The organism is Enterobacter adelaidei, from assembly GCF_041937165.1.
In the GTDB taxonomy this organism is placed as follows: Bacteria; Pseudomonadota; Gammaproteobacteria; order Enterobacterales; family Enterobacteriaceae; genus Enterobacter; species Enterobacter adelaidei.
In genome coordinates this window covers 1,943,985-1,970,333 of sequence record NZ_CP154353.1, presented here as the reverse complement: position 1 = coordinate 1,970,333, position 26,349 = coordinate 1,943,985, and the positions used below count along the sequence as shown (strand labels likewise).

28 protein-coding genes and 2 tRNA genes are annotated in these 26,349 nt (G+C 52.8%); 18 read left to right on the top strand and 12 right to left on the bottom strand.

The annotated features are described in order from the left end of the window. Positions 1–112: 112 nt before the first annotated feature. The 3 genes from pdxH to anmK all read right to left on the bottom strand — a co-directional run bounded on the left by pdxH (position 113) and on the right by anmK (position 2,369). The gene (gene pdxH / locus AAHF05_RS09680; protein WP_028017303.1) at positions 113–769 is read right to left on the bottom strand and encodes a pyridoxamine 5'-phosphate oxidase; all 657 of its coding nucleotides are present in this window, start codon (positions 767–769) and stop codon (positions 113–115) included. A gap of 57 nt (positions 770–826) precedes the next feature. After that, a complete protein-coding gene (mliC, locus tag AAHF05_RS09675) occupies positions 827–1,150 on the bottom strand; it encodes a C-type lysozyme inhibitor (RefSeq protein ID WP_028017302.1) in 324 nt (107 codons plus the stop codon). Positions 1,151–1,244: 94 nt separating this feature from the next. After that, entirely contained in the window at positions 1,245–2,369 is a 1,125-nt protein-coding gene (anmK, locus tag AAHF05_RS09670; protein ID WP_028017301.1) for an anhydro-N-acetylmuramic acid kinase, read from the bottom strand. Positions 2,370–2,624: 255 nt separating this feature from the next. Here anmK and slyB point away from each other — a divergent pair, with 255 nt between their 5' ends. Further along, a complete protein-coding gene (gene slyB, locus AAHF05_RS09665) occupies positions 2,625–3,092 on the top strand; it encodes an outer membrane lipoprotein SlyB (protein ID WP_008500578.1) in 468 nt (155 codons plus the stop codon). Positions 3,093–3,288: 196 nt separating this feature from the next. Next, positions 3,289–4,650, top strand: a complete 1,362-nt coding sequence (locus tag AAHF05_RS09660) for a GGDEF domain-containing protein (protein ID WP_129324558.1) — start codon at positions 3,289–3,291, stop codon at positions 4,648–4,650. 34 nt (positions 4,651–4,684) lie between these two features. On the opposite strand, the gene slyA is transcribed toward AAHF05_RS09660, so the two are convergent. Continuing rightward, positions 4,685–5,125, bottom strand: a complete 441-nt coding sequence (slyA, locus tag AAHF05_RS09655; RefSeq protein WP_028017299.1) for a transcriptional regulator SlyA — start codon at positions 5,123–5,125, stop codon at positions 4,685–4,687. 186 nt (positions 5,126–5,311) lie between these two features. Between slyA and AAHF05_RS09650 the strand changes: the two genes are divergently transcribed. The 3 genes from AAHF05_RS09650 to AAHF05_RS09640 are packed head-to-tail and all read left to right on the top strand — an operon-like array spanning position 5,312 to position 8,444. Next, positions 5,312–5,548: a DUF1656 domain-containing protein gene (locus AAHF05_RS09650; protein WP_129324553.1), complete on the top strand. Its 237-nt coding sequence runs from the start codon at positions 5,312–5,314 to the stop codon at positions 5,546–5,548. Between the two features lie 2 nt (positions 5,549–5,550). After that, entirely contained in the window at positions 5,551–6,411 is an 861-nt protein-coding gene (locus tag AAHF05_RS09645; RefSeq protein WP_028017297.1) for an HlyD family secretion protein, read from the top strand. Beyond that, complete coding sequence (locus AAHF05_RS09640) at positions 6,411–8,444, top strand: FUSC family protein (protein WP_129324552.1); 2,034 nt, start codon at positions 6,411–6,413, stop codon at positions 8,442–8,444. The genes AAHF05_RS09645 and AAHF05_RS09640 overlap by 1 nt, the downstream gene beginning before the upstream one ends. Here AAHF05_RS09640 and sodC read toward each other — a convergent pair. The 3 genes from sodC to AAHF05_RS09625 form a co-directional block, all read right to left on the bottom strand. Continuing rightward, positions 8,423–8,941, bottom strand: coding sequence for a superoxide dismutase [Cu-Zn] SodC (gene sodC / locus AAHF05_RS09635; protein ID WP_028017295.1), 519 nt, complete (start codon positions 8,939–8,941; stop codon positions 8,423–8,425). The two genes, AAHF05_RS09640 and sodC, sit on opposite strands and share 22 nt — an antisense overlap. 80 nt (positions 8,942–9,021) lie before the next feature. After that, entirely contained in the window at positions 9,022–9,918 is an 897-nt protein-coding gene (locus AAHF05_RS09630; protein ID WP_129324551.1) for an aldo/keto reductase family oxidoreductase, read from the bottom strand. A gap of 48 nt (positions 9,919–9,966) precedes the next feature. Beyond that, entirely contained in the window at positions 9,967–10,254 is a 288-nt protein-coding gene (locus tag AAHF05_RS09625) for a DUF1289 domain-containing protein (protein WP_161788399.1), read from the bottom strand. Between the two features lie 101 nt (positions 10,255–10,355). On the opposite strand from AAHF05_RS09625, the gene eptA reads away from it, so the two are divergent. The 5 genes from eptA (at position 10,356) to rnt (ending at position 15,027) form a co-directional block, all read left to right on the top strand. Continuing rightward, positions 10,356–11,981, top strand: coding sequence for a phosphoethanolamine transferase EptA (gene eptA, locus AAHF05_RS09620; RefSeq protein WP_129324550.1), 1,626 nt, complete (start codon positions 10,356–10,358; stop codon positions 11,979–11,981). 41 nt (positions 11,982–12,022) lie between these two features. After that, positions 12,023–12,622 carry a TetR/AcrR family transcriptional regulator gene (locus AAHF05_RS09615; RefSeq protein ID WP_129324549.1) on the top strand — a complete coding sequence of 200 codons (600 nt, stop codon included), beginning with the start codon at positions 12,023–12,025 and terminating at the stop codon, positions 12,620–12,622. A 53-nt stretch (positions 12,623–12,675) separates the two neighbouring features. After that, on the top strand, positions 12,676–13,773 hold the full coding sequence (locus tag AAHF05_RS09610) for an alkene reductase (protein ID WP_028017290.1): 1,098 nt from the start codon (positions 12,676–12,678) through the stop codon (positions 13,771–13,773). A gap of 100 nt (positions 13,774–13,873) precedes the next feature. After that, a complete protein-coding gene (gene gloA, locus AAHF05_RS09605) occupies positions 13,874–14,281 on the top strand; it encodes a lactoylglutathione lyase (protein ID WP_013096923.1) in 408 nt (135 codons plus the stop codon). Between the two features lie 95 nt (positions 14,282–14,376). Next, positions 14,377–15,027, top strand: a complete 651-nt coding sequence (gene rnt, locus AAHF05_RS09600; protein ID WP_049006331.1) for a ribonuclease T — start codon at positions 14,377–14,379, stop codon at positions 15,025–15,027. Between the two features lie 44 nt (positions 15,028–15,071). On the opposite strand, the gene grxD is transcribed toward rnt, so the two are convergent. After that, complete coding sequence (gene grxD, locus AAHF05_RS09595) at positions 15,072–15,419, bottom strand: monothiol glutaredoxin 4 (RefSeq protein ID WP_003832760.1); 348 nt, start codon at positions 15,417–15,419, stop codon at positions 15,072–15,074. Between the two features lie 338 nt (positions 15,420–15,757). Here grxD and AAHF05_RS09590 point away from each other — a divergent pair, with 338 nt between their 5' ends. After that, the gene (locus AAHF05_RS09590; RefSeq protein ID WP_028017288.1) at positions 15,758–16,531 is read left to right on the top strand and encodes a C40 family peptidase; all 774 of its coding nucleotides are present in this window, start codon (positions 15,758–15,760) and stop codon (positions 16,529–16,531) included. 121 nt (positions 16,532–16,652) lie between these two features. Next, entirely contained in the window at positions 16,653–17,234 is a 582-nt protein-coding gene (gene sodB / locus AAHF05_RS09585) for a superoxide dismutase [Fe] (protein WP_028017287.1), read from the top strand. Positions 17,235–17,273: 39 nt separating this feature from the next. Here sodB and AAHF05_RS09580 read toward each other — a convergent pair whose 3' ends face one another. Together AAHF05_RS09580 and AAHF05_RS09575 are read right to left on the bottom strand one after the other, a co-directional pair. Continuing rightward, positions 17,274–18,440 (bottom strand): MFS transporter, encoded by a 1,167-nt coding sequence (locus AAHF05_RS09580; protein WP_028017286.1) that lies wholly within the window; start codon positions 18,438–18,440, stop codon positions 17,274–17,276. A 163-nt stretch (positions 18,441–18,603) separates the two neighbouring features. After that, a complete protein-coding gene (locus AAHF05_RS09575) occupies positions 18,604–18,693 on the bottom strand; it encodes a YnhF family membrane protein (RefSeq protein ID WP_020688313.1) in 90 nt (29 codons plus the stop codon). A 297-nt stretch (positions 18,694–18,990) separates the two neighbouring features. Between AAHF05_RS09575 and purR the strand changes: the two genes are divergently transcribed. Beyond that, complete coding sequence (gene purR / locus AAHF05_RS09570) at positions 18,991–20,016, top strand: HTH-type transcriptional repressor PurR (protein WP_114979446.1); 1,026 nt, start codon at positions 18,991–18,993, stop codon at positions 20,014–20,016. 17 nt (positions 20,017–20,033) lie between these two features. On the opposite strand, the gene punR is transcribed toward purR, so the two are convergent. Then, positions 20,034–20,945, bottom strand: coding sequence for a DNA-binding transcriptional activator PunR (gene punR / locus AAHF05_RS09565; protein ID WP_129324548.1), 912 nt, complete (start codon positions 20,943–20,945; stop codon positions 20,034–20,036). Between the two features lie 114 nt (positions 20,946–21,059). Here punR and punC point away from each other — a divergent pair, with 114 nt between their 5' ends. Together punC and cfa are read left to right on the top strand one after the other, a co-directional pair. After that, positions 21,060–22,259, top strand: coding sequence for a purine nucleoside transporter PunC (gene punC, locus AAHF05_RS09560; RefSeq protein ID WP_128347965.1), 1,200 nt, complete (start codon positions 21,060–21,062; stop codon positions 22,257–22,259). A gap of 297 nt (positions 22,260–22,556) precedes the next feature. Next, positions 22,557–23,705 carry a cyclopropane fatty acyl phospholipid synthase gene (gene cfa, locus AAHF05_RS09555; RefSeq protein WP_108090111.1) on the top strand — a complete coding sequence of 383 codons (1,149 nt, stop codon included), beginning with the start codon at positions 22,557–22,559 and terminating at the stop codon, positions 23,703–23,705. A 31-nt stretch (positions 23,706–23,736) separates the two neighbouring features. On the opposite strand, the gene AAHF05_RS09550 is transcribed toward cfa, so the two are convergent. Continuing rightward, positions 23,737–24,378, bottom strand: a complete 642-nt coding sequence (locus AAHF05_RS09550; RefSeq protein ID WP_028017281.1) for a riboflavin synthase — start codon at positions 24,376–24,378, stop codon at positions 23,737–23,739. 225 nt (positions 24,379–24,603) lie between these two features. Here AAHF05_RS09550 and mdtK point away from each other — a divergent pair, with 225 nt between their 5' ends. From mdtK to AAHF05_RS09535, 3 genes are all read left to right on the top strand, one after another. Then, positions 24,604–25,977, top strand: a complete 1,374-nt coding sequence (mdtK, locus tag AAHF05_RS09545) for an MdtK family multidrug efflux MATE transporter (protein WP_028017280.1) — start codon at positions 24,604–24,606, stop codon at positions 25,975–25,977. Between the two features lie 153 nt (positions 25,978–26,130). Further along, positions 26,131–26,207: transfer RNA gene (locus tag AAHF05_RS09540), tRNA-Val, on the top strand. A 4-nt stretch (positions 26,208–26,211) separates the two neighbouring features. Further along, positions 26,212–26,288: transfer RNA gene (locus AAHF05_RS09535), tRNA-Val, on the top strand. The last annotated feature ends 61 nt before the right edge of the window (positions 26,289–26,349 follow it).

Genomic DNA, 26,349 nt, shown 5'->3' with positions numbered 1-26,349 from the left:
TATAAACGACTGCACCTTTGCCGGTACACGACTTTTCGCCTGATGCGAAAGTACCATAGAATAAAGCGCAAGCGCGGTGTGCGCTAGCGCTTAAATCAACAAATTTCGGGGATTATGGTGCCAGTCTGTCGATTTTCCAGCCGCCATTGTCGCGCTGGTATAAAAAGCGATCGTGCAGGCGATGTTCGCCCCCCTGCCAAAACTCCATCTGCTCAATCGGGATGCGGAAACCGCCCCAGAAGCTTGGCAGGGGAATTTCACCCTGCTGGAACTTCTGTTTCAGCTCAAGAAATTTGCTTTCCAGCACGCCTCGAGCTGAAATTCGGCTCGACTGTTTTGAGACCCAGGCGCCAATCTGGCTGTCGCGCGGACGGCTGTGGAAATACTTCACCACTTCCAGCGTCGAGAGACGTTCCGCTTTGCCTGTCACCATGACCTGACGCTCCAGCATATGCCAGGGGAACAGCAGGCTGATACGCGGATTGTTTTCCAGATGGTGTGCTTTGCGACTGCCCAGGTTGGTGTAGAACACCAAACCTTTCTCGTCATAATGCTTGAGCAATACGATGCGCTGATACGGTTGACCGTTTTCATCGACCGTTGCGACAACCATAGCCGTTGGGTCGGCCAGTTTCGCTTCACAAGCCTGTTTCAGCCAGCGTTCAAAAAGCACGAGGGGTTCAGCGGGAAGGTCCTGGCGACGCAGGCCACCTTTAGTGTATTCACGGCGCAGATGCGCGATTTGCTGCAGTTCGTCGTTATCTGACATGGCGTTAGCTGACATTGAGATTGGGTGGCGCTATTGTGCGCCGCCCCTGTAAAAATCTCAACGCTTCGGATTTTCGAGCTGACAATTGTTCAGCACGATACGGTCACGTTTGTAGACCGTGGCGCTGTCCCCTTTCGACCAGAAGACATAGATACCATCGGTATAACGTGCACCGGAGGCCGAGATGCCCTGCTTCAGGGTCAGCAATTTATTGTCGTACACAAAACTGGCTTCCTGGCGCGGGTTATTCAGCTTAACGGTCAGCGGCTTTTCATCGCAACGATACTCTAGCGTATCGGTCTGCATACGCTCAACGAGTTGGTTATAGACGCTGCATCCTGACAGCAACAAAGGCGCGACAATAAGAAGAAGTTTTTTCATGAGCGTATTCCGACGACTTTCCTGGTCCTGGAGGGCGTGACTGCCCTCCTGTTTTTATTCCATTCTAACGACAATACGCGACGCTGAATTTCAGTTAACTCTGATTCTGACGAGGGTTGGCCGGGAAAATGGCACCAAGGACGCTCGCCTCACGCGCACCGGTTACCGACGGTAAATTGCCCGGTAGCCCGGCAATCGTGCGCCAGGCAAGCCATGCAAAGGCCAGCGCCTCCATATCATCTCCACTGATACCCGCCTCATCTGTCGTCGTGACTTCTGTACCCGGCAGTAGCCCGGCAAGACGCGCCATCACCAGCGGATTTCGGCTTCCTCCCCCGCACACCAGCAGACGTTCGCATCCGCCACTGAGAAGCACCTGTTCAGATATCGACACGGCCGTTAACTCAGCAAGTGTTGCCTGGACATCCTGCGGCGCGAGTGCCGGGAATTGCGCCAGCTGGCGCTCAAGCCAGCCATAGTTGAAATATTCGCGCCCCGTGCTTTTCGGTGCCGGTAGTGCAAAATAAGGGTCGCTTAACATGGACTGCAACAGCGGAATAATCACTTTACCCGCGCTCGCCCACTCCGCGTTTTTATCATACGGTTGACCGCACTGACGCCAGATCCAGGCATCCATTAACATATTGCCCGGGCCGGTATCGTAGCCACGTACGGGCTGTCCCGGGATGAGCATGGACAGATTGGCGATACCACCAATATTGAGCACCATACGGCGTTCTGAAGGGTGCGCCAGTAAAGCCTGATGGAAAGCGGGCACCAGCGGTGCACCCTGTCCTCCAAGCGCAATATCGCGACGACGAAAATCGCCCACCACCGTTACACCGGTCTTTGCCACAATCTGGTTGTTATCACCAATTTGCAGGGTATGCGGTGCTTCGCCACCTGGCTCATGCCAGACCGTTTGTCCGTGACACCCAATGGCAACCACATCCTGTGGACGAAGATGTTCTTTGTGCATTAACGCCTGTACCGCATCAGCAAACAGCGCTCCCAAGCGTACATCGAGCTGCCCTAGCTGGGAAAGGGTGAGTTGCTGCCCCTGACAGATACTCAGAATATCCTCTTTCAGTGAAATGGGGATTGGCCAGGTCAGGCTCGCCTGCTGCGCCACCATGTTTTCATCAATGGCGGCCAGAACGACATCTACCCCATCCAGACTGGTGCCTGACATCACACCAATGTAGCGACCCGATTTCATGCGCTTTCCTTACGTTGCGTGGGCTAAGAGTATCCACTCAACCATAAACAGCGCTGCTTTGCTATCCGGCGATAATATTTTTTAACAATGTCAGACGGGTAACACGTGCGAAGACTGTTTATGTCTCGTTAAGTCAAATTCAAGTACAATTTTCCCATTGTTAGTGCAAAGATATGAACTATGGCCCCTTATGCCATATAATTTAGCCATAACGGATGCCCTCAATCGGGCGTTTTTGGTGAACAGGAGATTCAAATGATTTTACGTGTACTGGGCGTTTCGCTGATTGGTTTAACTCTGGCTGGCTGTGTGAATGACAGTTCACTTTCTGGCGACGTTTACAGCGCTTCTGAAGCGAAACAGGTTCAGAATGTGACTTACGGTACCGTTGTTAATGCCCGTCCTGTACAAATCCAGGGTGGTGATGAAAACAACGTGATGGGTGCAATCGGCGGTGCTGTGCTGGGTGGTTTCCTGGGTAATACCGTCGGCGGTGGTACAGGCCGCTCTCTGGCGACCGCAGCAGGCGCCGTTGCCGGTGGTGTAGCAGGACAGGGCGTTCAGGGTGCGATGAACAAAACCCAGGGTGTAGAGCTGGAAATCCGTAAAGATGATGGCAGCACCATCATGGTTGTTCAGAAACAAGGTAGCACGCGTTTCTCTGCAGGCCAGCGCGTTGTTCTGGCGAGCAACGGAAGCCAGGTTACCGTTTCTCCACGTTAATTCGTTTTTGGATGTGGTCACCAGGCCACATCCATTTACAAAAATATAATATTAATTAATATTTTCACACAAATATATACTTAACTTATTATTAATTAGTCTTGATATTGTTCCTGCGCAAAGTATTTATAAAATTCATTAGTTAAACTCATCGCAATTGCCTTTTTTTATTTATTATAATTTTGTTAAAACTTATATGCTTGCGATGAATAATTGTGTGAAGAACCGTTATTTCTTATTCTGTATCGGCTGCATTGCCGTCATTGGGCTATTGCAGGGTTTATTTTTAGAACTTGTCGAACGGGTACCGTCGTTCTCTCCGCTATTATTCCCTACACTGACCATTTTCTTACTGGTATTTCACCTGTTTATTGCCTGTTTTATGGCAATGAAATACTGGTGTGATCGAAGAAGGTTGTATCTGATTGCAATTGCCTTAGCCTTTGCCGGCTCGGCGATGATGATGGTAGGAACGCTATCCAGCTTCCCTTCCTGGTTAGCTCTCTATCAGTTCAATGCAGTTAACTATAATGATGCCATGATCTTCTTTATGTTCCGCCATCTTATCATGGCGGTTCTCATCATCCTTTCAGCCTTGCTTTATACCATCCGGGATTACCCGCTTTCACGTCCGGCACATATTTCCATCGTGACTGGCGGATTTATCTTTACTGTTTCTATGGTGGCTCTGGCGTGGTTTTGTTCCAGTCATTCATCACTGTTATTACTGGATCTTGTCGATAATGAAACCCGGCAATTTATGGTTCTCTGGAGCCAGGCCATTAATATTCTTCTTATTGTTCTCTGGATAGTAACGTTAGCAACACTAATGTTTATTACCCGGGTACGTAACCTTTTCTGGGTTGGCGGTAATTTCTTATGCGTCTGTTATATTGTGACGCTGACAATGCTACTGGCTGGCGGACACGCTGAAGATATCGCCTGGTATCGGGCCCGATTATTTGAAACAGTTGCTACGCTGCTTATTATTTTTGTTCTGCTTTATGATGTCTTCAGGTTGTATCGTGACTCACATTTAAAGTATCAGCAATCGTATCAGAACTCGATTCGCGATCCGCTCACCCGGCTTTATAACCGCAGTTATTTCTATGAATCATTAAATCAGGCCCTGGATATCGCCAAAGCCAGTCGTCCTGTTTCTGTTATCGTCAGCGATCTCGACCGCTTTAAGCGAATCAACGACAACTATGGGCATCTCCAGGGAGACAAAGTGTTGCAGTTTGTCGCTCATCTGCTGATGGATTCCGTGCGCCCACAAGATATTGCGGCCCGTATCGGTGGCGAAGAGTTTGTACTGATGCTGGCTAACACCTCTTCAGAAGAGGCTTACAAGGTGGCTGAACGCATACGGCTCAATCTGAGCGGCTTTGATAAGGCCAGCAGCGAGGGGCAGTTACCAGAACCGATCACTATCAGCATGGGAGTATTTACGGCAACCTCATCAGGGATTACTGCAGAAGAGTGCGTGGAAAGTGCCGATAAGGCAATGTACGAAGCAAAAGAGACAGGCCGTAACCGCGTAGTCGTCTTTAAATGAAAAAGGCCTTGCTGTTGCAAGGCCCTTTGGAATGTCAGTCGCGCGACTGCAGCTCATGGATGTTTTGTTCCAGGCGACCAATAAGGCTGATGAGCATTTCAAGCTCCGCCGGAGAAACACCCGAGAGGATTTCACCCCGCGTTTTGGTAATCACGGCTTCCATTTCAGTAATGATGGGAGTCGCTTTCTCTGTGAGTTTAATCCGCTTAGCGCGACGATCGCTGGCGCAGGTTTGCCGGGAGATGAGTCCCTTCTCTTCCAGCTGGTCAAGCGTGCGCACCAGCGACGGTTGCTCAATACCTATCGCTTTTGCCAGTTGAATTTGCGACTGTTCAGGCGGCAGCTGATGAATGTTATGCAGCGTAACCCAATGTGTCTGTGTCAATTCCAGAGGTTTCAGGCGATGGTCAATCAGAGCACGCCAGACGCGTACCAACCTTGCCAGATCAGAACCTAATGGCGATTCCAATTTCATCTCCTTATAATTAGCTTGCTAAGTTATTATACTGATTTTAGAATAGTGTGCAGCATTTATATTGCCAAAACAAATGCAATACTGCATTCATGGAACTTAAAAGTATGACTTACACTGAATTGTGATACCTCATCATACTAAGACAAGCCATTGTGACATTCTGTTCACTGCAAAGGATTTCTACCTGTGACGTTTTTTCATCACTCAGAAGGTTTGCCCCTTCAGGACTTGATCTTCGGTGCATCAGTCTACTTTCCGCCTTTGTTTAAAGCCGTACTGATAGGTTTTATTCTCTGGCTCATCGCACATCGTCTGCTTCGTGACTGGATGTATTCCGGCGAAATCTGGCATCCCATGTTGATGGATCTCTCCCTGTTTGCCCTCTCCGTGTGTCTGGGCCTTGCTGTCTTGCTGGTGTGGTGAATATGCCCCTGAAAACGCTGAAGTACTTTTCCACGTTGTTTGTCCTCGCTCTCGCGCTGGTTGCAGGCTGGTGGCTGTGGAATTTTTATATGCAATCACCCTGGACGCGTGATGGCAAAATTCGCGCTGAACAGGTCAGCATTACTCCCCAGGTTTCAGGGAGTATCACGGCGCTTCTTGTTAACGATAACCAGTATGTTAAAAAGGGGGACGTGCTATTCCGTATCGACGATACCCCGTATCACATTGCGATTCTGAATGCCCAGGCTCAGCTGGCAAAAGCCCAGTCTGACTTAGCGAAAGCCAACAACGAGGCAAACCGCCGCCGACATTTATCGCAAAATTACATCTCTGCAGAAGATTTAGATACTGCGAATATCAACGTTAAGGCCATGCAGGCAAGCGTCAATGTGGCTGAGGCTACGCTGAAACAAGCCCAGTGGGAGCTAACCCAAACCGTTATAACATCGCCTGTCGACGGATGGGTGACCAACCTTTCAGCGCGTGTGGGTAACTATGCCACTACCGGACAGCCGGTGTTTGCCCTCGTCGACAGCCACTCCTTCTATGTCGTGGGCTATTTTGAAGAGACCAAACTTCGCCATATCCGCGAGGGTTCTCCGGCAACCATTACCCTTTATAGCAGTTCGCAAAAGTTACAGGGTCACGTATCCAGTATTGGTCGGGCGATATACGATCAAAGCGTTGAAACGGATTCCGGCCTGGTACCGGACATTAAGCCGAACGTTCCCTGGGTGCGTCTGGCTCAACGCGTTCCGGTTCGTGTAGAGTTTGACCGTCTACCGCAGGACATCACCCTGGTATCCGGCACGACCTGTACCGTCTCCATCGGAACCCGTTAATGAAACTGCAGGTGCTCTCCTGGCGTAACACGCCGTGGATGAAAGCGACGCGTCCCCAGTGGCGCTATGCGCTGCGTAATGGCATCGCGATGTGTCTTGCGCTGACCATCGCCTATTACCTGAACCTTGATGAACCCTACTGGGCGATGACCTCTGCGGCGGTGGTGAGTTTTCCCACTGTCGGAGGTGTAATCAGTAAAAGCCTCGGTCGTATCGCAGGCAGCCTGCTGGGTGCCACTGCAGCGTTAATTATCGCCGGTCATACGCTGAACGATCCATGGCTGTTCTTGCTGAGCATGGCGGCATGGCTGGGATGCTGTACCTGGGCCTGCGCTCATTTTACCAACAACGTCGCCTATGCTTTCCAGCTGGCGGGCTATACCGCCGCCATCATTGCCTTTCCGGTGGTTAACGTACTCGATACCACCGAACTGTGGGATATCGCTCAGGCGCGCGTCTGTGAAGTGATTGTCGGTATCCTCAGCGGCGGGTTTATGATGATGATCCTGCCCAGTACGTCCGACGGCACCGCGCTCATCACCGCGCTGAAAACCATGCATGCCCGATTACTGGAGCACGCAAGCCTGCTGTGGCAACCTGATACCAACGATGAGATCCGTCTCGCCCATGAAAAGGTCATCGGGCAGATCCTGACCATGAATCTGTTACGCATCCAGGCCTTCTGGAGTCATTACCGCTTCCGCCGTCAGAATACCCTGCTTAACTATCTGCTGCACCAGCAGCTGCGCATGACCAGCGCTATCTCCAGCCTGCGCCGGATGTTACTCAATTGGCCGACGCCACCAGAAAACACCCGTGCGGTGATTGACGTACTGCTCGCAACCCTTGCACGCCCGGATGCGGACATCTACACCGTCGCGAAGATCATTGCGCCGCTCGCCCCGGTCGATGAGTACGATTATCGTCATCGCGCCTTCTGGCAGCGTCTTAATTATTTTTGCCGGCTGTATCTACGAAGCAGCCGCTGGATTAGCGCCGTCGAGAATGCCACCCCGGTGACTGAATTCAACGTCCCGGGTAGTCCAGCGCTCGCACGCCATACAGACTATCTCGAAGCACTGTGGAGCGGCTTTCGCACCTTCTGCGCACTGATGCTGGTGGGGGCGTGGAGCATTGCCACGCAGTGGGACTCCGGTACAGCTGCCCTGACGCTCGCTGCCATCAGCTGCGTGCTTTACTCCGTTGCTGCCTCACCGTTTAACTCTCTTACGCTGCTAATGCGCACCCTGGTATTACTGTCGTTGTTCAGTTTTGTGGTGAAGTTCGGCCTGATGGTGCAGATAAGTGACCTGTGGCAGTTTCTGCTGTTTCTGTTTCCGCTGTTAACCACCATGCAGCTTCTGAAGCTGCAAATGCCCAAACTGGCGGGGCTATGGGGACAGTTGATTGTTTTTATGGGGTCGTTTATTTCCGTGACGAATCCACCGGTTTACGATTACGCCAGTTTTCTCAATGACAACCTGGCGAAGATCCTCGGTGTCGGACTGGCCTGGCTGGCCTTCGCGGTGTTACGCCCCGGTTCAGATGCGCGCAAGAGTCGTCGGCACATCCGGGAGTTACGCCGGGGGTTTGTCGACCAACTCAGTCGTAAACCGCATCTGAGTGAAAATGAGTATGAATCGCTGGTTTATCACCATGTCAGCCAGTTGAATAACAGCCAGGACGCACTTTCCCGCCGCTGGCTGTTGCGCTGGGGCGTAGTGCTGTTGAACTGTTCGCACGTAGTCTGGCAGCTTCGCGTATGGGAAACACGCTCTGATCCCCTCTCACAGGTTCGGGATGTTTGCATCTCCCTGCTACGCGATGTCATGAGTGAACGCGGTGTCCAGCAACGTCCCCTCGAAGCCACACTGGCTGAGCTGCAGCGGATCTGCGATACCCTCGCGCGGCACCATTTGCCCGCTGCACGAGATTTGGCCTCGATCATCTGGCGCCTGCACTGCTCGCTGTCGCAGCTGGAGCAAGCGCCTCCTCCGGGAACCATTGGGGATCAAATTACGCCGCAGGCATAACGCACTCCGCCACCGCCAAGCGGTTTAGGCTGATCGGACATATTGTCACCGCCAACATGGATCATCAGCGCTTTGCCTTTAATCTCAGCCAGCTTTTTCAGCCGTGGTGCAACGACGGGTTCCGTGGCTTTGCCGTCGTTATTCACCACCAGCACAGGGAGATCGCCGAGATGCCCCATCCCGTTAGGACCTTCGTGTTTACCGGAATGTTGGGGATCAAAGTGGCCTCCCGCCGATTCCGCCGCCGAGGCTTTTCCCTCTTTCAGTGCAGGCTGACAGCTACCGTTGGCATGAACATGGAAACCATGTTCACCGGGTGGGAGTGCTTTGAGGTTGGGTGCGAACTCCAGTCCTTTGTCGGTTTCGGTTATTTTCACCGTTCCGATGGACTGCCCCACACCCTGAGAGGTGACAAGATTCATTTCCACTTCATCACTGGCCGCCTGCGCACCAGCGCAGACTACCAGCGTGACGAGCGCCAGAGCAAAACGCTTCATATGACCTCCACGGGTTATTTTTTGCCCCTTAAGTTTATACCAGGGGCAAACATTTCACCGGAAAGTCACTTTTTGCTGGTTTACGGTACGTCGTAGCCGAGTGCGGCTTTACGGATGCGGAACCACTGCTGACGGGTCATCTGCAGCTCTTCTGCCGCAATCGCAGAGCGTACGCGTTCAATTTTACCAGAACCAATAATTGGCAGTGGTTTTGACGGCAGGCGCAGGATCCACGCGTACACCACTTGTTCGATGCTCTCAGCATTGAGCTCGCGGGCGATGGTTTCCAGTTCATTGCGCAGCGGCTGGAATTCATCGTCATTAAACAAGCGTCCCCCTCCCAGGCACGACCACGCCATCGGGCGAATACGCAGCTGTTGTAGCTGGTCAAGCGTCCCATCCAGCAGCAGCGGCTGGTGAACCGGGGAGATCTCGACCTGGTTAGTGGCCAGGGTAAATGGCAGGCGCGACTGAAGCAGCGCAAACTGTGCCGGGGTAAAGTTTGAGACGCCAAAATGACGGACTTTCCCGCTCTGATGCAGATTCAGAAACGCTTCGGCCACGTCATCGGCATCCATGAGCGGATCGGGACGGTGGATTAACAGCAGGTCGATATGATCCGTCGCCAGATTGACCAGCGACTGCTCAGCACTTTTGATGATATGCGCACTGTCGGTGATGTAATGACCGAGGGCATGCTCAGGTTTTGCCGTGGTGGCAATACCGCACTTCGTGACGATCTCCATGCGTTCGCGCAGGGCCGGAACCAGCTTGAGCGCCTCTCCGAACGCGGCTTCACACTGATAGCCACCATAAATATCGGCATGATCGACCGTGGTGATCCCTAAATCGAGATGCTCTTCAATAAAGCTCGCCAACTGGAGGGGGGACATATTCCAGTCCATCAGGCGCCAGTAGCCCATCACAAAACGGGAGAATTCTGGCCCCTGGGGGGCAAGGGTAATTCGCTGAACCATAACATTTTCCTCAAGGACGTGATGTCATGAGTATACGCAATTACCGTGTTAAAAAAGTGAAGGTTGCTGGGGTTCTTCTGCCTCACCCGCTTTATTTGCGCGTATTTTGCGCAGAAGTCGCTGTCGGCAGAGTCGAAGCACCTCCTGTTTTTGCGTGTCGCTAAAGGTTTGCCAGTTGAAACGTTCATCACGGGTACGCATGCACCCGCGGCAATATCCACGTTCATCTACCTGACAAATACCCCGGCACGGGCTCTGGATGGGGAAAAACTCCAGTTGCTCTGCCACACTCACCTCCAGATTACCGCTATCACTTACAGTGAAGACGTTAAACATGCCTCGTGCAAGGGCTTTACCACAGATTTGTGGCATTAAGGTTTCACTAATCTTCCCTCTCTATACTCGCCCCATCATTAAAATGACAGGTTTTTCATTCGATGCGGTTAATTAAAAAGTTACAGTGTAACGACATTAAATTTACTCTTGGCTGTGCGCTCTTCTTTACCCTGGTAAACGCGCTATTTATACAACGCAGCTGGGCAATTATCGCCCCCGCTCATCTTCACGATATCCTCTTTGCCGCTACCGTACCGCTGGTGCTGTTTTGCGGCTGGGTGATTGTGTTTAGCCTGCTCAATATTCCCTTTATTCGCAAGCCGCTGCTGATTGTGCTGACGCTCGGGTGCGCCGCTGCCACCTACTTTATGTACACCTACGGCGCGGTTATCGATCAGAACATGATCGTGAACGTGTTCGAAACGAACTCCCAGGAAGCCACCGCCCTGGTAACGCCACAGATGATTTTGTGGATTGTTGTTGCCGGTCTCATTCCATCCGTAGTGCTGGTATTGACCCGCATTCGTACCGGGAAATGGTGGTATGCCCTGTTGATGCGCGTTGCCGCAATGCTCGGTGCCCTGCTGGTGATTATCCTTATTGCCGCCGTATTTTATAAAGATTACGCGTCGCTGTTTCGTAATAACAAAAGCATTGTCAAAATGGTCACCCCCGCGAACTACGTCAGTGCCGTGATGAAGTACAGCAAAATGCGCTGGTTTGCAGGCGATCAGACGCTGGTGCGGATTGGCGAAGATGCACACAAAGGACCCTTGATTTCAGGTCAGCAAAAGAAAACCGTTCTGGTGCTTGTCGTCGGCGAAGCGTCACGCGCGGCGAACTACTCCCTGAACGGCTACGAACGCGAAACAAACCCGGAACTGAAAAAGCAGGATGTGATTAACTTCCCGCAAGCCTCCTCGTGTGGTACTGAAACCGCGGTATCCGTTCCCTGCATGTTCTCCGGCATGACGCGCAGCAAATACGATGCTGACCTGGCTCATCATCGGGAAGGACTGCTCGACGTGCTCAAGCATGCGGGTATCAATCTGCTGTGGCGCGACAACGATGGCGGCTGTAAAGGTGCCTGCGATCGCATTCCGCATACCGACATGACGCAGTGGAAACTGGATCAGTTCTGCAAAGACAAGTCCTGCATCGACGACGTGAATTTCTACCGCCTGGACAACATCCTGGATGGCCTGAAGCAAGATACCGTTCTGGTTATCCACCTGATGGGCAGTCACGGCCCCGCGTACTATCGCCGTTATCCGGATAATTTCCGTAAATTCACCCCAACCTGCGACACCAACGAAATCCAGGATTGCGATCATCAGGCGCTGATAAACACCTATGACAACACGATCCTGTATACCGACAGCGTGGTCAGTAAAACGATTGATACGTTGAAAGCACGACAGGCAAGCATGAACACTGCGCTGATTTACCTCTCAGATCACGGCGAATCGCTGGGTGAAAGCGGTATCTATCTGCACGGCACGCCTTACATGCTGGCACCGGAGCAGCAAACGCACATTCCGTTTATGTTCTGGTTGTCACCGGACTATGCGAAAAACTTTGGCATTAACGAGCAGTGTTTACGTGACCATGCGGCAAAAAATGCGGTTTCTCAGGACAATTTGTTCTCGACTGTACTGGGTATGATGGACGTGAAATCAACGGTTTATCAACAGCAACTGGATATTCTGCACGCGTGTCGTCAATAAACTTGCTTGCATTAGACCGAACGGTCTATTAGAGTGCGGCCATGAGCAGAAATACTGAACACGATACCCGCGAACATTTACTGGCGACCGGCGAGCAACTTTGCATGCATCGCGGATTCACCGGTATGGGTCTGAGCGAGCTATTAAAAACCGCTGAGGTACCGAAGGGGTCGTTTTACCACTACTTCCGGTCCAAAGAGGCGTTTGGCGTCGCAATGCTGGAGCGTCATTATGCTGGTTATCACCAGCGTCTGGCGACCCACTTTGCATCGGGTAAAGGTAACTATCGCGATCGTGTTTTGAACTACTATCAGGAAACGCTGAACCAGTTCTGCCAGCAGGGCATTATCAGCGGATGTCTGACGGTAAAACTTTCTGCTGAAGTGTGCGATCTCTCCGAAGACATGCGCACGGCAATGGATAAAGGTGCCAGTGGTGTTATCGCTCTGCTGGCTCAGGCACTGGAGAAAGGCCGCGATGAAAAAACGCTGGCCTTTCCCGGTGAGCCGCTAACCCAGGCGCAGGTGTTATACGCCCTCTGGTTGGGCGCTAATCTGCAGGCCAAGATTTCGCGCAGTGCCGTGCCGCTGGAAAGCGCACTGGCACATGTGAAAAACAGCATTACTACGCCTGGCGTTTAACAGGCGTTTTTATTTACCTCATTACTAGTCGACTGGTCTACTCAGGAGTCTTTATGTCAGCTGAAAAATTATTTACCCCATTGAAAGTGGGTGCCGTCACTGCGCCAAACCGCGTGTTTATGGCTCCGCTTACCCGTCTGCGCAGCATTGAGCCGGGTGACATCCCAACCCCACTGATGGGTGAATACTATCGTCAGCGCGCAAGCTCTGGCCTGATCATCACGGAAGCCACACAGATTTCTGCTCAGGCTAAAGGTTATGCGGGCGCGCCGGGTCTTCACAGCCCGGAACAGATCGCCGCATGGAAGAAAATCACCGCGGGCGTTCACGCTGAAGAGGGTCGTATTGCGGTTCAGCTGTGGCACACCGGTCGTATCTCTCACAACAGCATTCAGCCAGGCGGTCAGGCACCTGTTTCCGCTTCCGCACTCAGCGCGAATACCCGTACCTCTCTGCGCGATGAAAATGGTCACGCAATCCGCGTTGATACTTCTATGCCACGCGCGCTTGAGCTGGACGAGATCCCGGGTATCGTTAACGACTTCCGCCAGGCCGTAGCCAATGCGCGGGAAGCCGGGTTTGACCTGATTGAACTGCACTCCGCGCATGGCTACCTGCTGCATCAGTTCCTGTCACCGTCGTCTAACCATCGCACCGATCAGTATGGCGGCAGCGTCGAAAACCGTGCCCGTCTGGTACTGGAAGTGGTTGACGCCGTATGCCAGGAGTGGAGCCCTGAGCGTATCGGTATCCGCGTCTCCCCGATTGGCTCTTTCCAGAACGTCGACAACGGTCCGAACGAAGAAGCGGACGCGCTGTATCTGATTGAAGAGCTGGCGAAACGTGGTATTGCCTATCTGCACATGTCCGAGCCCGACTGGGCCGGTGGTCAGCCTTACACAGAGGCTTTCCGTCAGAAAGTACGCGAGCGTTTCCATGGCGTGATCATCGGTGCGGGAGCCTATACTCCTGAGAAAGCCGAAGATCTGATCAATAAAGGTCTGATCGACGCCGTCGCATTTGGCCGCGACTACATTGCCAACCCGGATCTGGTTGCCCGCCTGCAGCAGAAAGCGGCACTGAACCCACAGCGTCCGGAAAGCTTCTACGGCGGTGGTGCAGAAGGCTACACCGACTACCCTTCTCTGTAATCCCTCCATTGAGCATTGATAGCGGCGACAATTCGCCGCTATACTAAAACATCGTTTCTGTTCAAAAACATATTCTATTCCATAGGTTAATGAGGAAATTATGCGCCTACTTCACACCATGCTGCGCGTTGGCGACCTGCAACGTTCTATTGATTTCTACACTAACGTCCTGGGTATGAAACTGCTGCGCACCAGTGAAAACCCGGAATACAAATACTCGCTGGCTTTTGTGGGTTATGGCCCGGAAACGGACGAAGCGGTGATTGAGTTGACTTACAACTGGGGCGTAGACAGCTATGAGCTGGGTACGGCCTACGGCCATATCGCGCTGGAAGTGGACAACGCGGCCGAAGCGTGTGAGCGCATTCGCAGCAACGGCGGTAACGTGACGCGCGAAGCGGGCCCGGTCAAAGGTGGCACTACCGTGATTGCGTTTGTGGAAGATCCGGACGGTTACAAAATCGAGCTGATTGAAGCCAAAGACGCCGGTCGCGGTCTGGGCAACTGATCCCTCAGGGCGCAATATGCGCCCGTAGTTTTACTGCATACCCTTCCAAAATTTGCCATAATGCGCTCTGCTTTTTCCCCATGTAAGAGACCCTGATGTCCGATAACGCTCAATTTAGCGGTCTGTGCGACCGTTTTCGTGGTTTTTATCCCGTTGTCATTGATGTAGAAACAGCCGGATTTAACGCTAAAACCGATGCGCTGCTCGAAATTGCCGCCATCACGCTGAAGATGGATGAACAGGGCTGGCTTACACCGGACACCACGCTGCATTTCCACGTTGATCCTTTTGAAGGGGCAAACTTACAGCCGGAAGCACTGGCGTTTAACGGTATCGACCCGCATAACCCGCTACGTGGTGCAGTCAGTGAATATGATGCGCTGCACGCCATTTTTAAGATGGTGCGTAAAGGCATGAAAGAGAGCAACTGCAGCCGCGCGATCATGGTGGCCCATAACGCCACGTTCGATCACAGCTTTACCATGGCCGCCGCAGAGCGTGCCTCGCTCAAACGAAATCCCTTCCACCCATTTGTCACCTTCGATACTGCCGCCCTGAGTGGCCTGGCGCTTGGACAAACAGTGCTATCAAAGGCCTGTATCACGGCAGGTATTGAGTTTGACGGTACGCAGGCGCACTCTGCCCTGTATGACACGGAACGCACTGCAGAGCTGTTCTGTGAGATCGTCAACCGCTGGAAACGTCTGGGCGGCTGGCCGCTACCGATGGGCGACAGCGAAGAGTAAAAAAAAGCGACCTGAAGAGGTCGCTTTTTTATTTCGGCAGAAAGTTACTCTGCGTCCGGCTCTTCAGTTTTGTACTTAGCCGCCGTCTCTTTGATCAGCTGCTGCAGTTCACCGCGCTGATACATTTCAATCAGGATATCGCAACCGCCAACCAGTTCACCGTCTACCCACAGCTGTGGGAACGTCGGCCAGTTAGCGTACTTAGGCAGCTCAGCGCGGATGTCCGGGTTTTGCAGGATATCAACGTAAGCAAAACGCTCACCACAGGCAGACAGTGCCTGAACGGCTTGCGCGGAGAAGCCGCAGCTTGGCAGCTTCGGAGAACCTTTCATATACAGCAGAATCGGGTTTTCAGCGATCTGGCGCTGGATTTTTTCAATAGTGGTGCTCATGTCTTGCTTCCTTTAACTTCTGTTACGGCATTAGTCTGACATTGTAGCGGTTCAGACTGGCATCGGAAAATAACATTTTTGTCACGTTTATTTATTTTACCGCGACTCATGAAAAGTTGCATTGCAAATGGTGTTTAACCCTGCTGCACTGAGGGTTTTGCTTAGGGAGTGAACAAATGTGCGACAGAACGATGAATTTTTTTGCACTTGCTAACGAAACACGATTGTAGATTGAAAAATGCTATTAACTTCTCGGGTTTTTATGGATTAGAATCGACGGGCTTTGTAAATCATACGCAGGTACTATAGATGGCCTGCATTTATCAGGGGACTGCCCAGTGGCGCGGATAAATAAAATCTCGATCACGCTCTGTGCTTTACTGTTTACATCACTCACTTTCACGCCAGTGGCAAACGCCTCTCAGCAGGCGCGGCATTCTGCTGTGCAAAAGAACCATCTGGTGAAAGCCACAGAACGTAAGAAAAAAACCACCAGTAAGAACGACAAGAAAAAAACAACTGCTCAGACTAAACAAACCGCTTCCAGCAAGACAAAAACAAAATCTTCCCGCACTGCTCACACATCCAAAAGTAAAGCCTCGCAGACTGCCGCCAACCTCGTGACTGAAAAATGCATCACGCGTAAAGGCCACAAGGCGAAATGCACGAAGGTCACGAAAATAGCGGAAGTGCATAAAGTGCGGGTACAGAAAGCGCAAAAAACCGCGATGAACAAACTGATGGGGCAAATTGGCAAACCTTATCACTGGGGTGGCAGTTCACCGCGTACCGGTTTTGACTGCAGTGGTCTCGTCTATTACGCCTATAAAGATCTGGTGAAGTTCCGCATTCCACGTACTGCCAATGAAATGTACCACCTGCGCGATGCTTCTCCGGTTGACCGTGGTGAGCTGGAAAACGGCGATCTGGTCTTCTTCCGTACACAGGGTCGCGGCACGGCTGACCACGTCGGTGTCTATGTCGGTAACGGAAAATTCATTCAGTCACCACGCAGCGGTCAGGATATTCAGATCACCTCGCTGAGTGAAGACTACTGGGTTCGCCACTACGTCGGCGCGCGTCGCGTCATGACACCTAAAACCATTCGCTAATCCCTGCCCTGCCGCGTCGCGGCAGGGTAAGTTCCTCTTTTGCATACCCTTTCAATTTGCTATCCTCTCCTCGTTGTCTGTGTGGTTATTGGCAACACAAAATACAATAAGGAGAGAAGCAATGTCGTTCGAATTACCTGCACTACCGTATGCAAAAGACGCCCTGGCACCGCACATTTCTGCGGAAACCCTGGAATATCACTACGGCAAGCATCACCAGACGTACGTCACCAACCTGAACAACCTGATCAAGGGCACCGATTTCGAAGGCAAAACGCTGGAAGAGATCGTCCGCAGCTCTGAGGGGGGCGTATTCAACAACGCAGCTCAGGTGTGGAACCATACCTTCTACTGGCACTGCCTGGCGCCAAACGCCGGTGGCGAACCTGCCGGTGAACTGGCTACCGCCATCAATGCCGCCTTTGGCAGCTTCGCGGATTTCAAAGCGAAATTTACCGATGCAGCTATCAAGAACTTCGGTTCTGGCTGGACGTGGCTGGTAAAAGAAGCCGATGGCAAACTGGCTATCGTTTCCACCTCTAACGCGGGTACCCCACTGACCACCAGCGCTAAGCCGCTGATGACCGTGGACGTTTGGGAACACGCTTACTACATTGATTACCGTAACGCGCGCCCGAACTACCTGGAGCACTTCTGGGCACTGGTTAACTGGGAGTTTGTGGCGAAGAACTTCGCCGCATAAGAGACACGCAGAAGGGTTCGCCCTTCTGCGTTTTTTTGCTTATTCAGCAGCGCAGGCTGTTTCTGGCTGCTTACGACCGGACATCATCACCAACAGCAGACCAAGCGCGGCAATAATCGCCCCCATCACCGGTACAAAACTGTATCCCAGCCCCCCGGAAATAACCGCGCCACCGGCGGCTGCACCGAGCGCATTACCGAGATTGAACGCGCCAATATTCACTGAAGACGAAAGACCCGGCGCCTCATGGGCGACCCGCATCACGCGCATTTGCAGCGGTGGAACCACAGCAAAGGTGGCAGCTCCCCAGACGACCATCGCAATGGCTGCTCCGAACTCATTACGTGCCAGCCACGGAATAGCAATCATGATGACAATCAGCAGGGTTAAGAAGCCCTTCAACGTCCCGCTCACGGAACGGTCGGCAAATTTCCCACCCAGATAGTTACCAATCGAGAAGCCCACGCCAATCAACACCAGCATCGCAGTGATAAAGATCGGTGTCGCGTGAGTGATGTCGTGAAGCACGGGAGAAATGTAGGTATAGAGGGTAAACATCGCCCCTGCCCCCAACACGGTCGTCAGCAATGCCGAGAGCACCTGCGGGCGTACCAGCACAGACAACTCTTTGCGCACGTCAGGACGTTCCCCCGCGCTGCCTTTCGGCAGGGAGAAGAACAGTGCCACCATCGCGATCACACCGAGACCGGCCGTCGCCAGGAAAGACATACGCCAGCCGATCGCTTCACCCAGCCAGGTTGCCGCAGGCACCCCGCCGATGTTGGCAATCGTTAGTCCCATAAACATGGTTGCCACGGCACTCGCCTGCTTGTGTTTTGGCACCACGCTTGCGGCAACAACCGACCCCAGCCCAAAGAACGCGCCGTGGTTAAGGCTGGTCAGAATGCGTGACAGCATCAATGTGGTGTAGTCCGGCGAAATGGCGGAAAGCACGTTGCCCAGTGTGAAAATCGCCATCAGGAAAATCAGCGCATTGCGGCGCGCGCGATGCGAAAGCAGAAGCGTCATCAGCGGCGCCCCGACCATCACGCCGATAGCGTAGGCGCTGATTAACATCCCTGCGGCAGGGATCGAGACATCCACGCCTCTGGCAATAACAGGCAGTAAACCCATCGGGGAGAATTCAGTGGTGCCAATCCCAAAAGCGCCAATCGCCAGGGCCAGCAGGGGAAAATTGATTTTCATACGTCAACTCCGGATGCCGTGTCATGAGGTGACACAGAACAAAGAAGCGGAAAGCATGACATCAATCACAAAAAATGAGAAGTTAACAAAACGGCAAAAGATTTTTGCCAGAGAAGTAACAATCCGGGGAATCGGGAGGGAGAAAGCTCTCCCTCCACGTAAATCAGTGCAGTGCGGCCGTCAGACCCGCTGCGACAATCAAAGCCAGCACAATAACGGTGGTGAACAGCGAAAACTTCAGATCGGAACTCATCAATTTTTCTCCTTTGAATCCCCCCACGAAAAGTGAGCTTGCTCATTTTTGCACAATTTACGTCAAAAATCTTCCTGGATTTAAACGGATAACCACTTTACCTCTTCCCCTTTTCATCAAGATAGGACAAAATTCCACGCTAAATTTATTAGCGTACCGGCCATTGACCCCCTCCTGACGTCCTGTGTCGTTTTCCCGGCGTGTCGCAATTCAAAATTGCGTGATAAGGGTGAGAGAAGGCAAACGTTTACCTTCAAGTTTTTCAGGAGTTTAGGATATGGTCTGGAGTGACATTTAATGGCAACAATTAAAGATGTAGCAAAACGCGCAAACGTTTCCACTACAACCGTATCACATGTAATTAACAAAACCCGCTTTGTGGCGGAAGAGACGCGCAACGCCGTCTGGGCAGCGATCAAAGAGCTGCACTATTCGCCAAGTGCGGTTGCGCGTAGCCTCAAGGTTAATCACACCAAGTCTATTGGTTTGCTGGCGACCAGCAGTGAAGCGGCCTATTTTGCCGAGATCATTGAAGCGGTTGAGAAAAACTGTTTTCAAAAAGGCTATACCCTGATTCTGGGCAACGCGTGGAACAGCATTGAAAAACAGCGCGCCTACCTGTCGATGATGGCGCAAAAGCGCGTGGATGGCCTGCTGGTGATGTGTTCCGAGTACCCGGAATCTGTGTTGTCGATGCTGGAAGAGTATCGCCATATCCCAATGGTGGTGATGGACTGGGGTGAAGCCCGCGCGGACTTCACCGATTCCGTTATCGATAACGCCTTTGAAGGCGGTTATATGGCGGGTCGTTATCTGATAGAACGCGGTCACCGCGAGATCGGCGTGATCCCGGGTCCACTGGAGCGCAATACCGGTGCAGGTCGTCTGGCTGGGTTTATGAAAGCGATGGAAGAAGCGCTGATCACCGTGCCGGAAAACTGGATCGTGCAGGGCGACTTCGAACCGGAGTCGGGCTACCGCGCGATGCAGCAGATCGTCTCCCAGCAGCATCGTCCGACCGCCGTTTTCTGCGGGGGCGACATCATGGCAATGGGTGCCCTCTGTGCTGCCGATGAGCTGGGTCTGCGTGTACCGCAGGATATTTCTGTGATCGGGTATGACAACGTGCGTAACGCGCGCTTCTTTACGCCGGCCTTAACGACCATTCACCAGCCGAAAGACTCACTGGGTGAAACCGCCTTCAATATGCTGATGGACAGGATCGTCAACAAACGTGAAGAGTCGCAGTCCATTGAAGTTCACCCGCGTCTTATTGAACGCCGCTCCGTTGCGGATGGTCCGTTCCGCGACTACCGCCGGTAATCTCTTCACGGGGCCAGTTAAGCTGGCTCCCGTAACCATTCCCGGTTTAGCGTTTCGCTGTCTCCCAGATAATCCAGCAGCCAGGCCATCGCTGGCGAGACATCATTTTGTTGCCAGGTGAGGCAGCAGGCCGCATCCGGGAACGGGTTCTCCAGTGTCAGTTCAACCCACTCTCCGGTGTCAATTCGCGGCCGCGCAAAATGAACGGGCACCATCGCAACGCACAAGCCAGCACTGAGGCACGTCGCCGACGATTCCCAGTCGGGTGCAACCACCCGCCGCTGGTTGTCCAGAAGCCAGGTGATACGCTTGGGTAATGAACGGGACGTATCCTCCAGTACCAGAGACGGCCAGTTGCGTAGCGTATCGTCGCTCAAGGGGCCTTCCAGAGCCGCCAGCGGATGATCGCTTGCCACCACGCATTTCCAGCTCAGCATCCCCATATCGCGAAACGCATAACGTCCCCCAACCGGAATCGCCTGCGTGGCCCCGATCGCCATCTCTGCCCTGCCGTCCGCCAGCGCATCCCAGACGCCGTTAAACACTTCCTGCGACACCCGCAATTCGACGTCAGAAAAATGACGATAGAAGTCGACAATCATTTGCCGGGTACGCTCGGGTTTGACGATATTATCCACCGCGATGGAAAGATGCCCCCGCCAGCCGTTAGCGATCTGCTGACACTGTTCGCGGGTGATCTGCATTTTTTTGATGACAGAACGTCCTTCTTTCAAAAACCACGCGCCGGCGGGCGTTAATTCCACATCACGATGTCGCCGTTCAAACAGCGGAACCGCCAGCCACTCCTCCAGCTGACGTACTGTATAGCTGATAGCTGAAGGCACGCGGTGTAACTCCTGCGCCGCTCCACTGAAACTGCCGTTACGCGCGACAGCATCGACCACTTCAAGAGAATAATCTGACCACATTTTCTGCCTGCAAAAAATTTGAATGCACACGCCAAATATTAGCGTTTCACAAGCGGCTTTGCACTCCCTACACTCAGCGCCAATGTATACCTGCCTCCTCAGGAGAATAAAACAATGCAACCCAGGAAAGGTTTTTTAGTCTGGCTCGGCGGCTTAAGCGTGCTGGGCTTTTTGGCCACTGATATGTACCTGCCGGCTTTCGCCGCCATGCAGGAAGATTTGCAAACCCCTGCAGCGGCCATCAGCGCCAGCCTGAGTTTGTTCCTCGCCGGTTTCGCCTTCGCGCAGCTACTTTGGGGGCCGCTATCAGATCGTTTTGGCCGTAAACCAGTACTGTTGCTGGGACTTGGCATTTTTGCCGTCGGCTGTCTGGGTATGTTATGGGTACGCGATGCGACCTGGCTGCTGGTGCTGCGCTTTGTGCAGGCCGTCGGCGTCTGTGCAGCAGCGGTGACCTGGCAGGCCCTTGTTACCGACTACTACCCAGCCAACCGCACCAACCGGATTTTCGCCACCATTATGCCGCTGGTAGGGCTTTCACCTGCCCTCGCCCCGCTGCTGGGCAGCTGGATCCTGGTGCATTTCGAGTGGCAGGCTATCTTTGCCACGTTGTTTGCCATCACACTGGTACTTATGCTGCCGGCATTCGCGCTCAAACCAGCGCATAAAAAAGAGGCACATGCGGATGCGAAGCCCATTACCTTTACCTCTTTGCTGAGTGCCAAAGCGTATCGCGGTAATGTCCTGATTTATGCCGCCTGCTCGGCGAGCTTCTTCGCGTGGCTGACCGGTTCGCCATTTATTCTGCACGATATGGGGTACAGCCCAGCGGCGATCGGCCTGAGCTATGTCCCGCAAACCATCGCATTCCTGGTGGGTGGGTACGGCTGTCGTGCGGCGCTGCAGAAATGGGAAGGTCAGCAGATGCTGCCGTGGCTGCTGGTGCTGTATGCATTGAGCGTTATCGGGACATGGGCCGTTGGTTTTATCCCTGGCACCGGTCTGGTAGAAATTTTAATGCCATTCTGCGTGATGGCCGTCGCTAACGGGGCAATCTACCCTATCGTTGTGGCGCAGGCATTACGTCCGTTCCCGCAGGCGACGGGTCGCGCGGCTGCGCTGCAGAACACCCTGCAGTTGGGTCTGTGCTTCCTGGCAAGCCTGGTGGTCTCTGCGCTGATTGCCACACCGCTCCTGACCACCACTACCGTGATGCTGGTGACCGTTGTGCTGGCCTTTGTGGGCTACCGTATGCAGGCTTCCGCACAGCGTGAGCTGAATAACAGCACGCCGGTTGAAACATCGCATGCGTAATCGCGCCGGAAATTATGTTAACTCCCAGTGATTAGGTTGCTAAGAATTTTTTATTGAATCACCAAATTTTGCGGCCTATACTAAATTTGGTTCGATTAAATACGATAAATATTAAGTGTTAACGGGAGCCGGAGTGCTCCCGTTTTACCATGGAAGGCATTTCGGCAAGGGTTATCTCCCTTCCTCTGTTCTACGTCGGATATTAGCCTCGCGGTATTTACCGTGAGATTTCTCACAAACCAAAAAAAGCGTCTACGCTGTTTGAAGGTTCTGATCACACAGGGTGATGGAGAAGCTATGAGTTCATCGTGTATAGAAGAAGTCAGCGTTCCGGACGATAACTGGTCCCGGATCGTCAGTGAACTGTTAGGTCGAGCAGGCATCACTATCAATGGATCGTCGCCAGCCGATCCCCAGGTTAAACATCCCGACTTTTTTAAGCGCGTGTTGCGGGAGGGTTCGTTAGGCCTGGGGGAAAGCTATATGGACGGCTGGTGGGAGTGCGAACGGCTGGATATCTTCTTCTCCAGCGTGTTGCGTGCCGGTCTGGAAAATCAACTCCCCCGCAATCTGAAAGACACACTGCGCGTCGCCTCTGCCCGGCTGTTTAATCTGCAAAGTAAAAAACGCGCGTGGATCGTCGGCAAAGAGCATTACGATCTCGGCAACGACCTGTTCAACCGTATGCTTGACCCCTTCATGCAATATTCCTGCGCTTACTGGAAAGAGGCTTCGACGCTGGAAGAGGCTCAACAGGCTAAGCTGCATCTGATTAGCGAGAAACTGAAGTTAGAACCCGGAATGCGCGTGCTGGATATCGGCTGCGGCTGGGGTGGGCTGGCCTGGTTTATGGCGAAGCACTACGGCGTCAGCGTGGTGGGTGTCACTATTTCAGCTGAACAGCAAAAGATGGCGCGGGAACGCTGCCAGGGTCTCGATGTGGATATCCGGCTACAGGATTACCGCGATCTTAACGAACAGTTTGACCGTATCGTTTCGGTGGGCATGTTCGAGCACGTGGGACCGAAGAACTACAACACCTATTTTGACGTGGTGGATCGTAATTTGAAACCGGACGGCATCTTCCTGCTGCATACCATCGGCTCTAAGCGAACCGATAACAACGTTGACCCGTGGATCAACAAATACATCTTTCCGAATGGCTGTTTACCGTCCGTTCGCCAGATTGCCAACGCCAGTGAACCCCATTTCGTGATGGAAGACTGGCATAACTTCGGTGCGGATTATGACACCACGTTGATGGCATGGCATGCTCGTTTTCAGGAAGCCTGGCCTGAGATTGCGGACAACTATTCTGAACGATTCAAGCGGATGTTTAGCTATTATCTGAATGCCTGCGCGGGGGCGTTTCGCGCGCGGGATATTCAGCTCTGGCAGGTGGTCTTCAGCCGTGGCATTGAACACGGTTTGCGGGTCGCCCGCTAAAAAAATAACCCCGGTTACCCGGGGTTATTTTTTATTCTTCTTCTGCTGTTTTAATTATTGCAGCTTCTTTTGCCGCCAGCACACGCTCAACGGTATCCACCACCGCCTGAGTTTGCGGATCGATTTCGATATTTACGCGATGCCCCAGTTTTTTCGCCCCCAGCGTGGTGCGCTGCAGCGTTTCAGGAATTAAATGCACACAAAAACGCGTCGGCGTCACTTCCCCGACAGTCAGACTAATCCCATCAATACCAATAAACCCTTTGTACAGGATGTATTTCATTAATGAAGGATCCTGCATTTTAAACCAGATTTGACGGTTATTTTCCGAGGTCACAATTTTCGCCACTTCGGCAGTGGTCATGATGTGCCCAGACATCAGATGCCCGCCAATCTCATCGCTGAACTTCGCCGCCCGTTCTACGTTGACGGTATCCCCAACAGCCAGCTCACCCAGGTTGGTGATACGCAGCGTCTCTTTCATTAAATCAAAGCTAATCTGGTTGCCGTTAATTTCGGTCACGGTCAGGCAGCAGCCGTTATGCGCAATCGAGGCACCGGTTTCAATGCCCTCAAGCATATATTCCGGCAGCTCAACAACATGAGTACGGAAATTAGGTTTTTCATCAATGGACACCACTTTGGCGGTGCCCTGCACAATACCAGTAAACATGCTTACAACTCCTGTTTTTTCCGGACGGTGGTGACACCGTTTAATCCCATCACAATAACAGTTGGAAAAACAGGTTGCCAGCGGAGCGCATTTTCTGGCGATTTTTTCACTAGATAAATAGCTAAAGCCCGCTACAATAGCTGGCACCCCCCTGCATTTTCTTCTTGCTGCCCGTTTCGGCGGCTTTTTTAGTCTCTCAAATAACAACAAAATAAAGGTGTTCACGTGCAGAAGTACATGAATGAAGCGCGCCAGTTATTGGCACTGGCTATACCAGTGATCGTCGCGCAAGTGGCCCAGACCGCAATGGGATTTGTGGATACGGTAATGGCGGGTGGCTACAGCGCCACCGATATGGCGGCCGTTGCTATCGGCACGTCAATCTGGCTTCCGGCCATCCTGTTCGGCCACGGTCTGCTGCTCGCGCTCACGCCTGTTATCGCCCAGCTCAATGGCTCGGGTCGTCGCGAGCGCATTGCCCATCAGGTCCGTCAGGGTTTCTGGCTGGCGGGGTTTGTCTCCGTGCTGATTATGGTGGTGCTCTGGAACGCGGGCCATATTATTCGCGCCATGCATAACATTGACCCGGCACTGGCTGACAAAGCCGTGGGTTATCTGCGCGCCCTGCTCTGGGGGACTCCAGGCTACCTCTTTTTCCAGGTGGCGCGTAACCAGTGTGAAGGTCTGGCGAAAACGAAACCTGGGATGGTGATGGGCTTTATTGGTTTGCTGGTCAATATTCCGGTGAACTATGTCTTTATTTACGGTCATTTCGGAATGCCGGAACTGGGTGGCGTCGGCTGCGGCGTGGCGACGGCGGCCGTTTACTGGGTGATGTTCTTCTCGATGATCGCCTTTGTAAAACGCGCCCGTTCCATGCGCGATATCCGCAACGAGAACAGATTTAGCACGCCAGACTGGAGCATCATGACGCGTCTGGTGCAGCTAGGTTTGCCGATTGCCCTCGCGCTGTTCTTCGAGGTGACGCTTTTCGCCGTGGTCGCCCTGCTGGTCTCCCCGTTGGGCATTGTGAACGTAGCCGGGCACCAGATTGCGCTGAACTTCAGCTCGCTGATGTTCGTCCTGCCGTTGTCGCTGGCGGCGTCGGTGACTATCCGTGTCGGCTTCCGTTTGGGGCAAGGTTCGACGATAGACGCGCAAACCGCCGCGCGAACCGGGCTGGGTGTCGGTGTCTGCATGGCTGTCTGTACGGCGCTCTTTACCGTCACGCTACGCGAACAAATCGCCCTGCTCTACAATGACAACCCCGAAGTCGTGGCTCTGGCGTCACATCTGATGCTGCTGGCAGCGGTCTACCAGATATCTGATTCCATTCAGGTGATTGGCAGCGGTGTGCTGCGTGGATATAAAGACACGCGTTCCATCTTCTTTATCACCTTCATCGCCTACTGGGTATTGGGTCTGCCGTGTGGTTACATTCTGGCCCTGACCGACCTGGTGGTTGACCGCATGGGTCCGGCCGGATTCTGGATGGGCTTTATCATCGGTCTTACCTCTGCGGCAATTATGATGATGATGCGAATGCGCTTCCTGCAACGTCAGCCATCAACGGTCATTTTGCAACGCGCAGCACGTTAATTACGCAGTAGCCGCCAGCTGGCGGCTACTTTATCTTCACTTTGCGCGGTAATACAGCAATCGCGTGAAATCAGAGAGAAAAATGCATTTTCCCTCTTGCCTCATTGGTGCTGTGCCGCTAATATTCGTCCCCGTTGTCACCGACAACACGTTGCGTTCATAGCTCAGTTGGTTAGAGCACCACCTTGACATGGTGGGGGTCGTTGGTTCGAGTCCAATTGAACGCACCATTCTGCGTCCGTAGCTCAGTTGGTTAGAGCACCACCTTGACATGGTGGGGGTCGGTGGTTCGAGTCCACTCGGACGCACCATTTCAGTCCTGAAATGGTGCAAATTCTCCTCTGATTTCCTGAATTATCCTAATCCCTTATT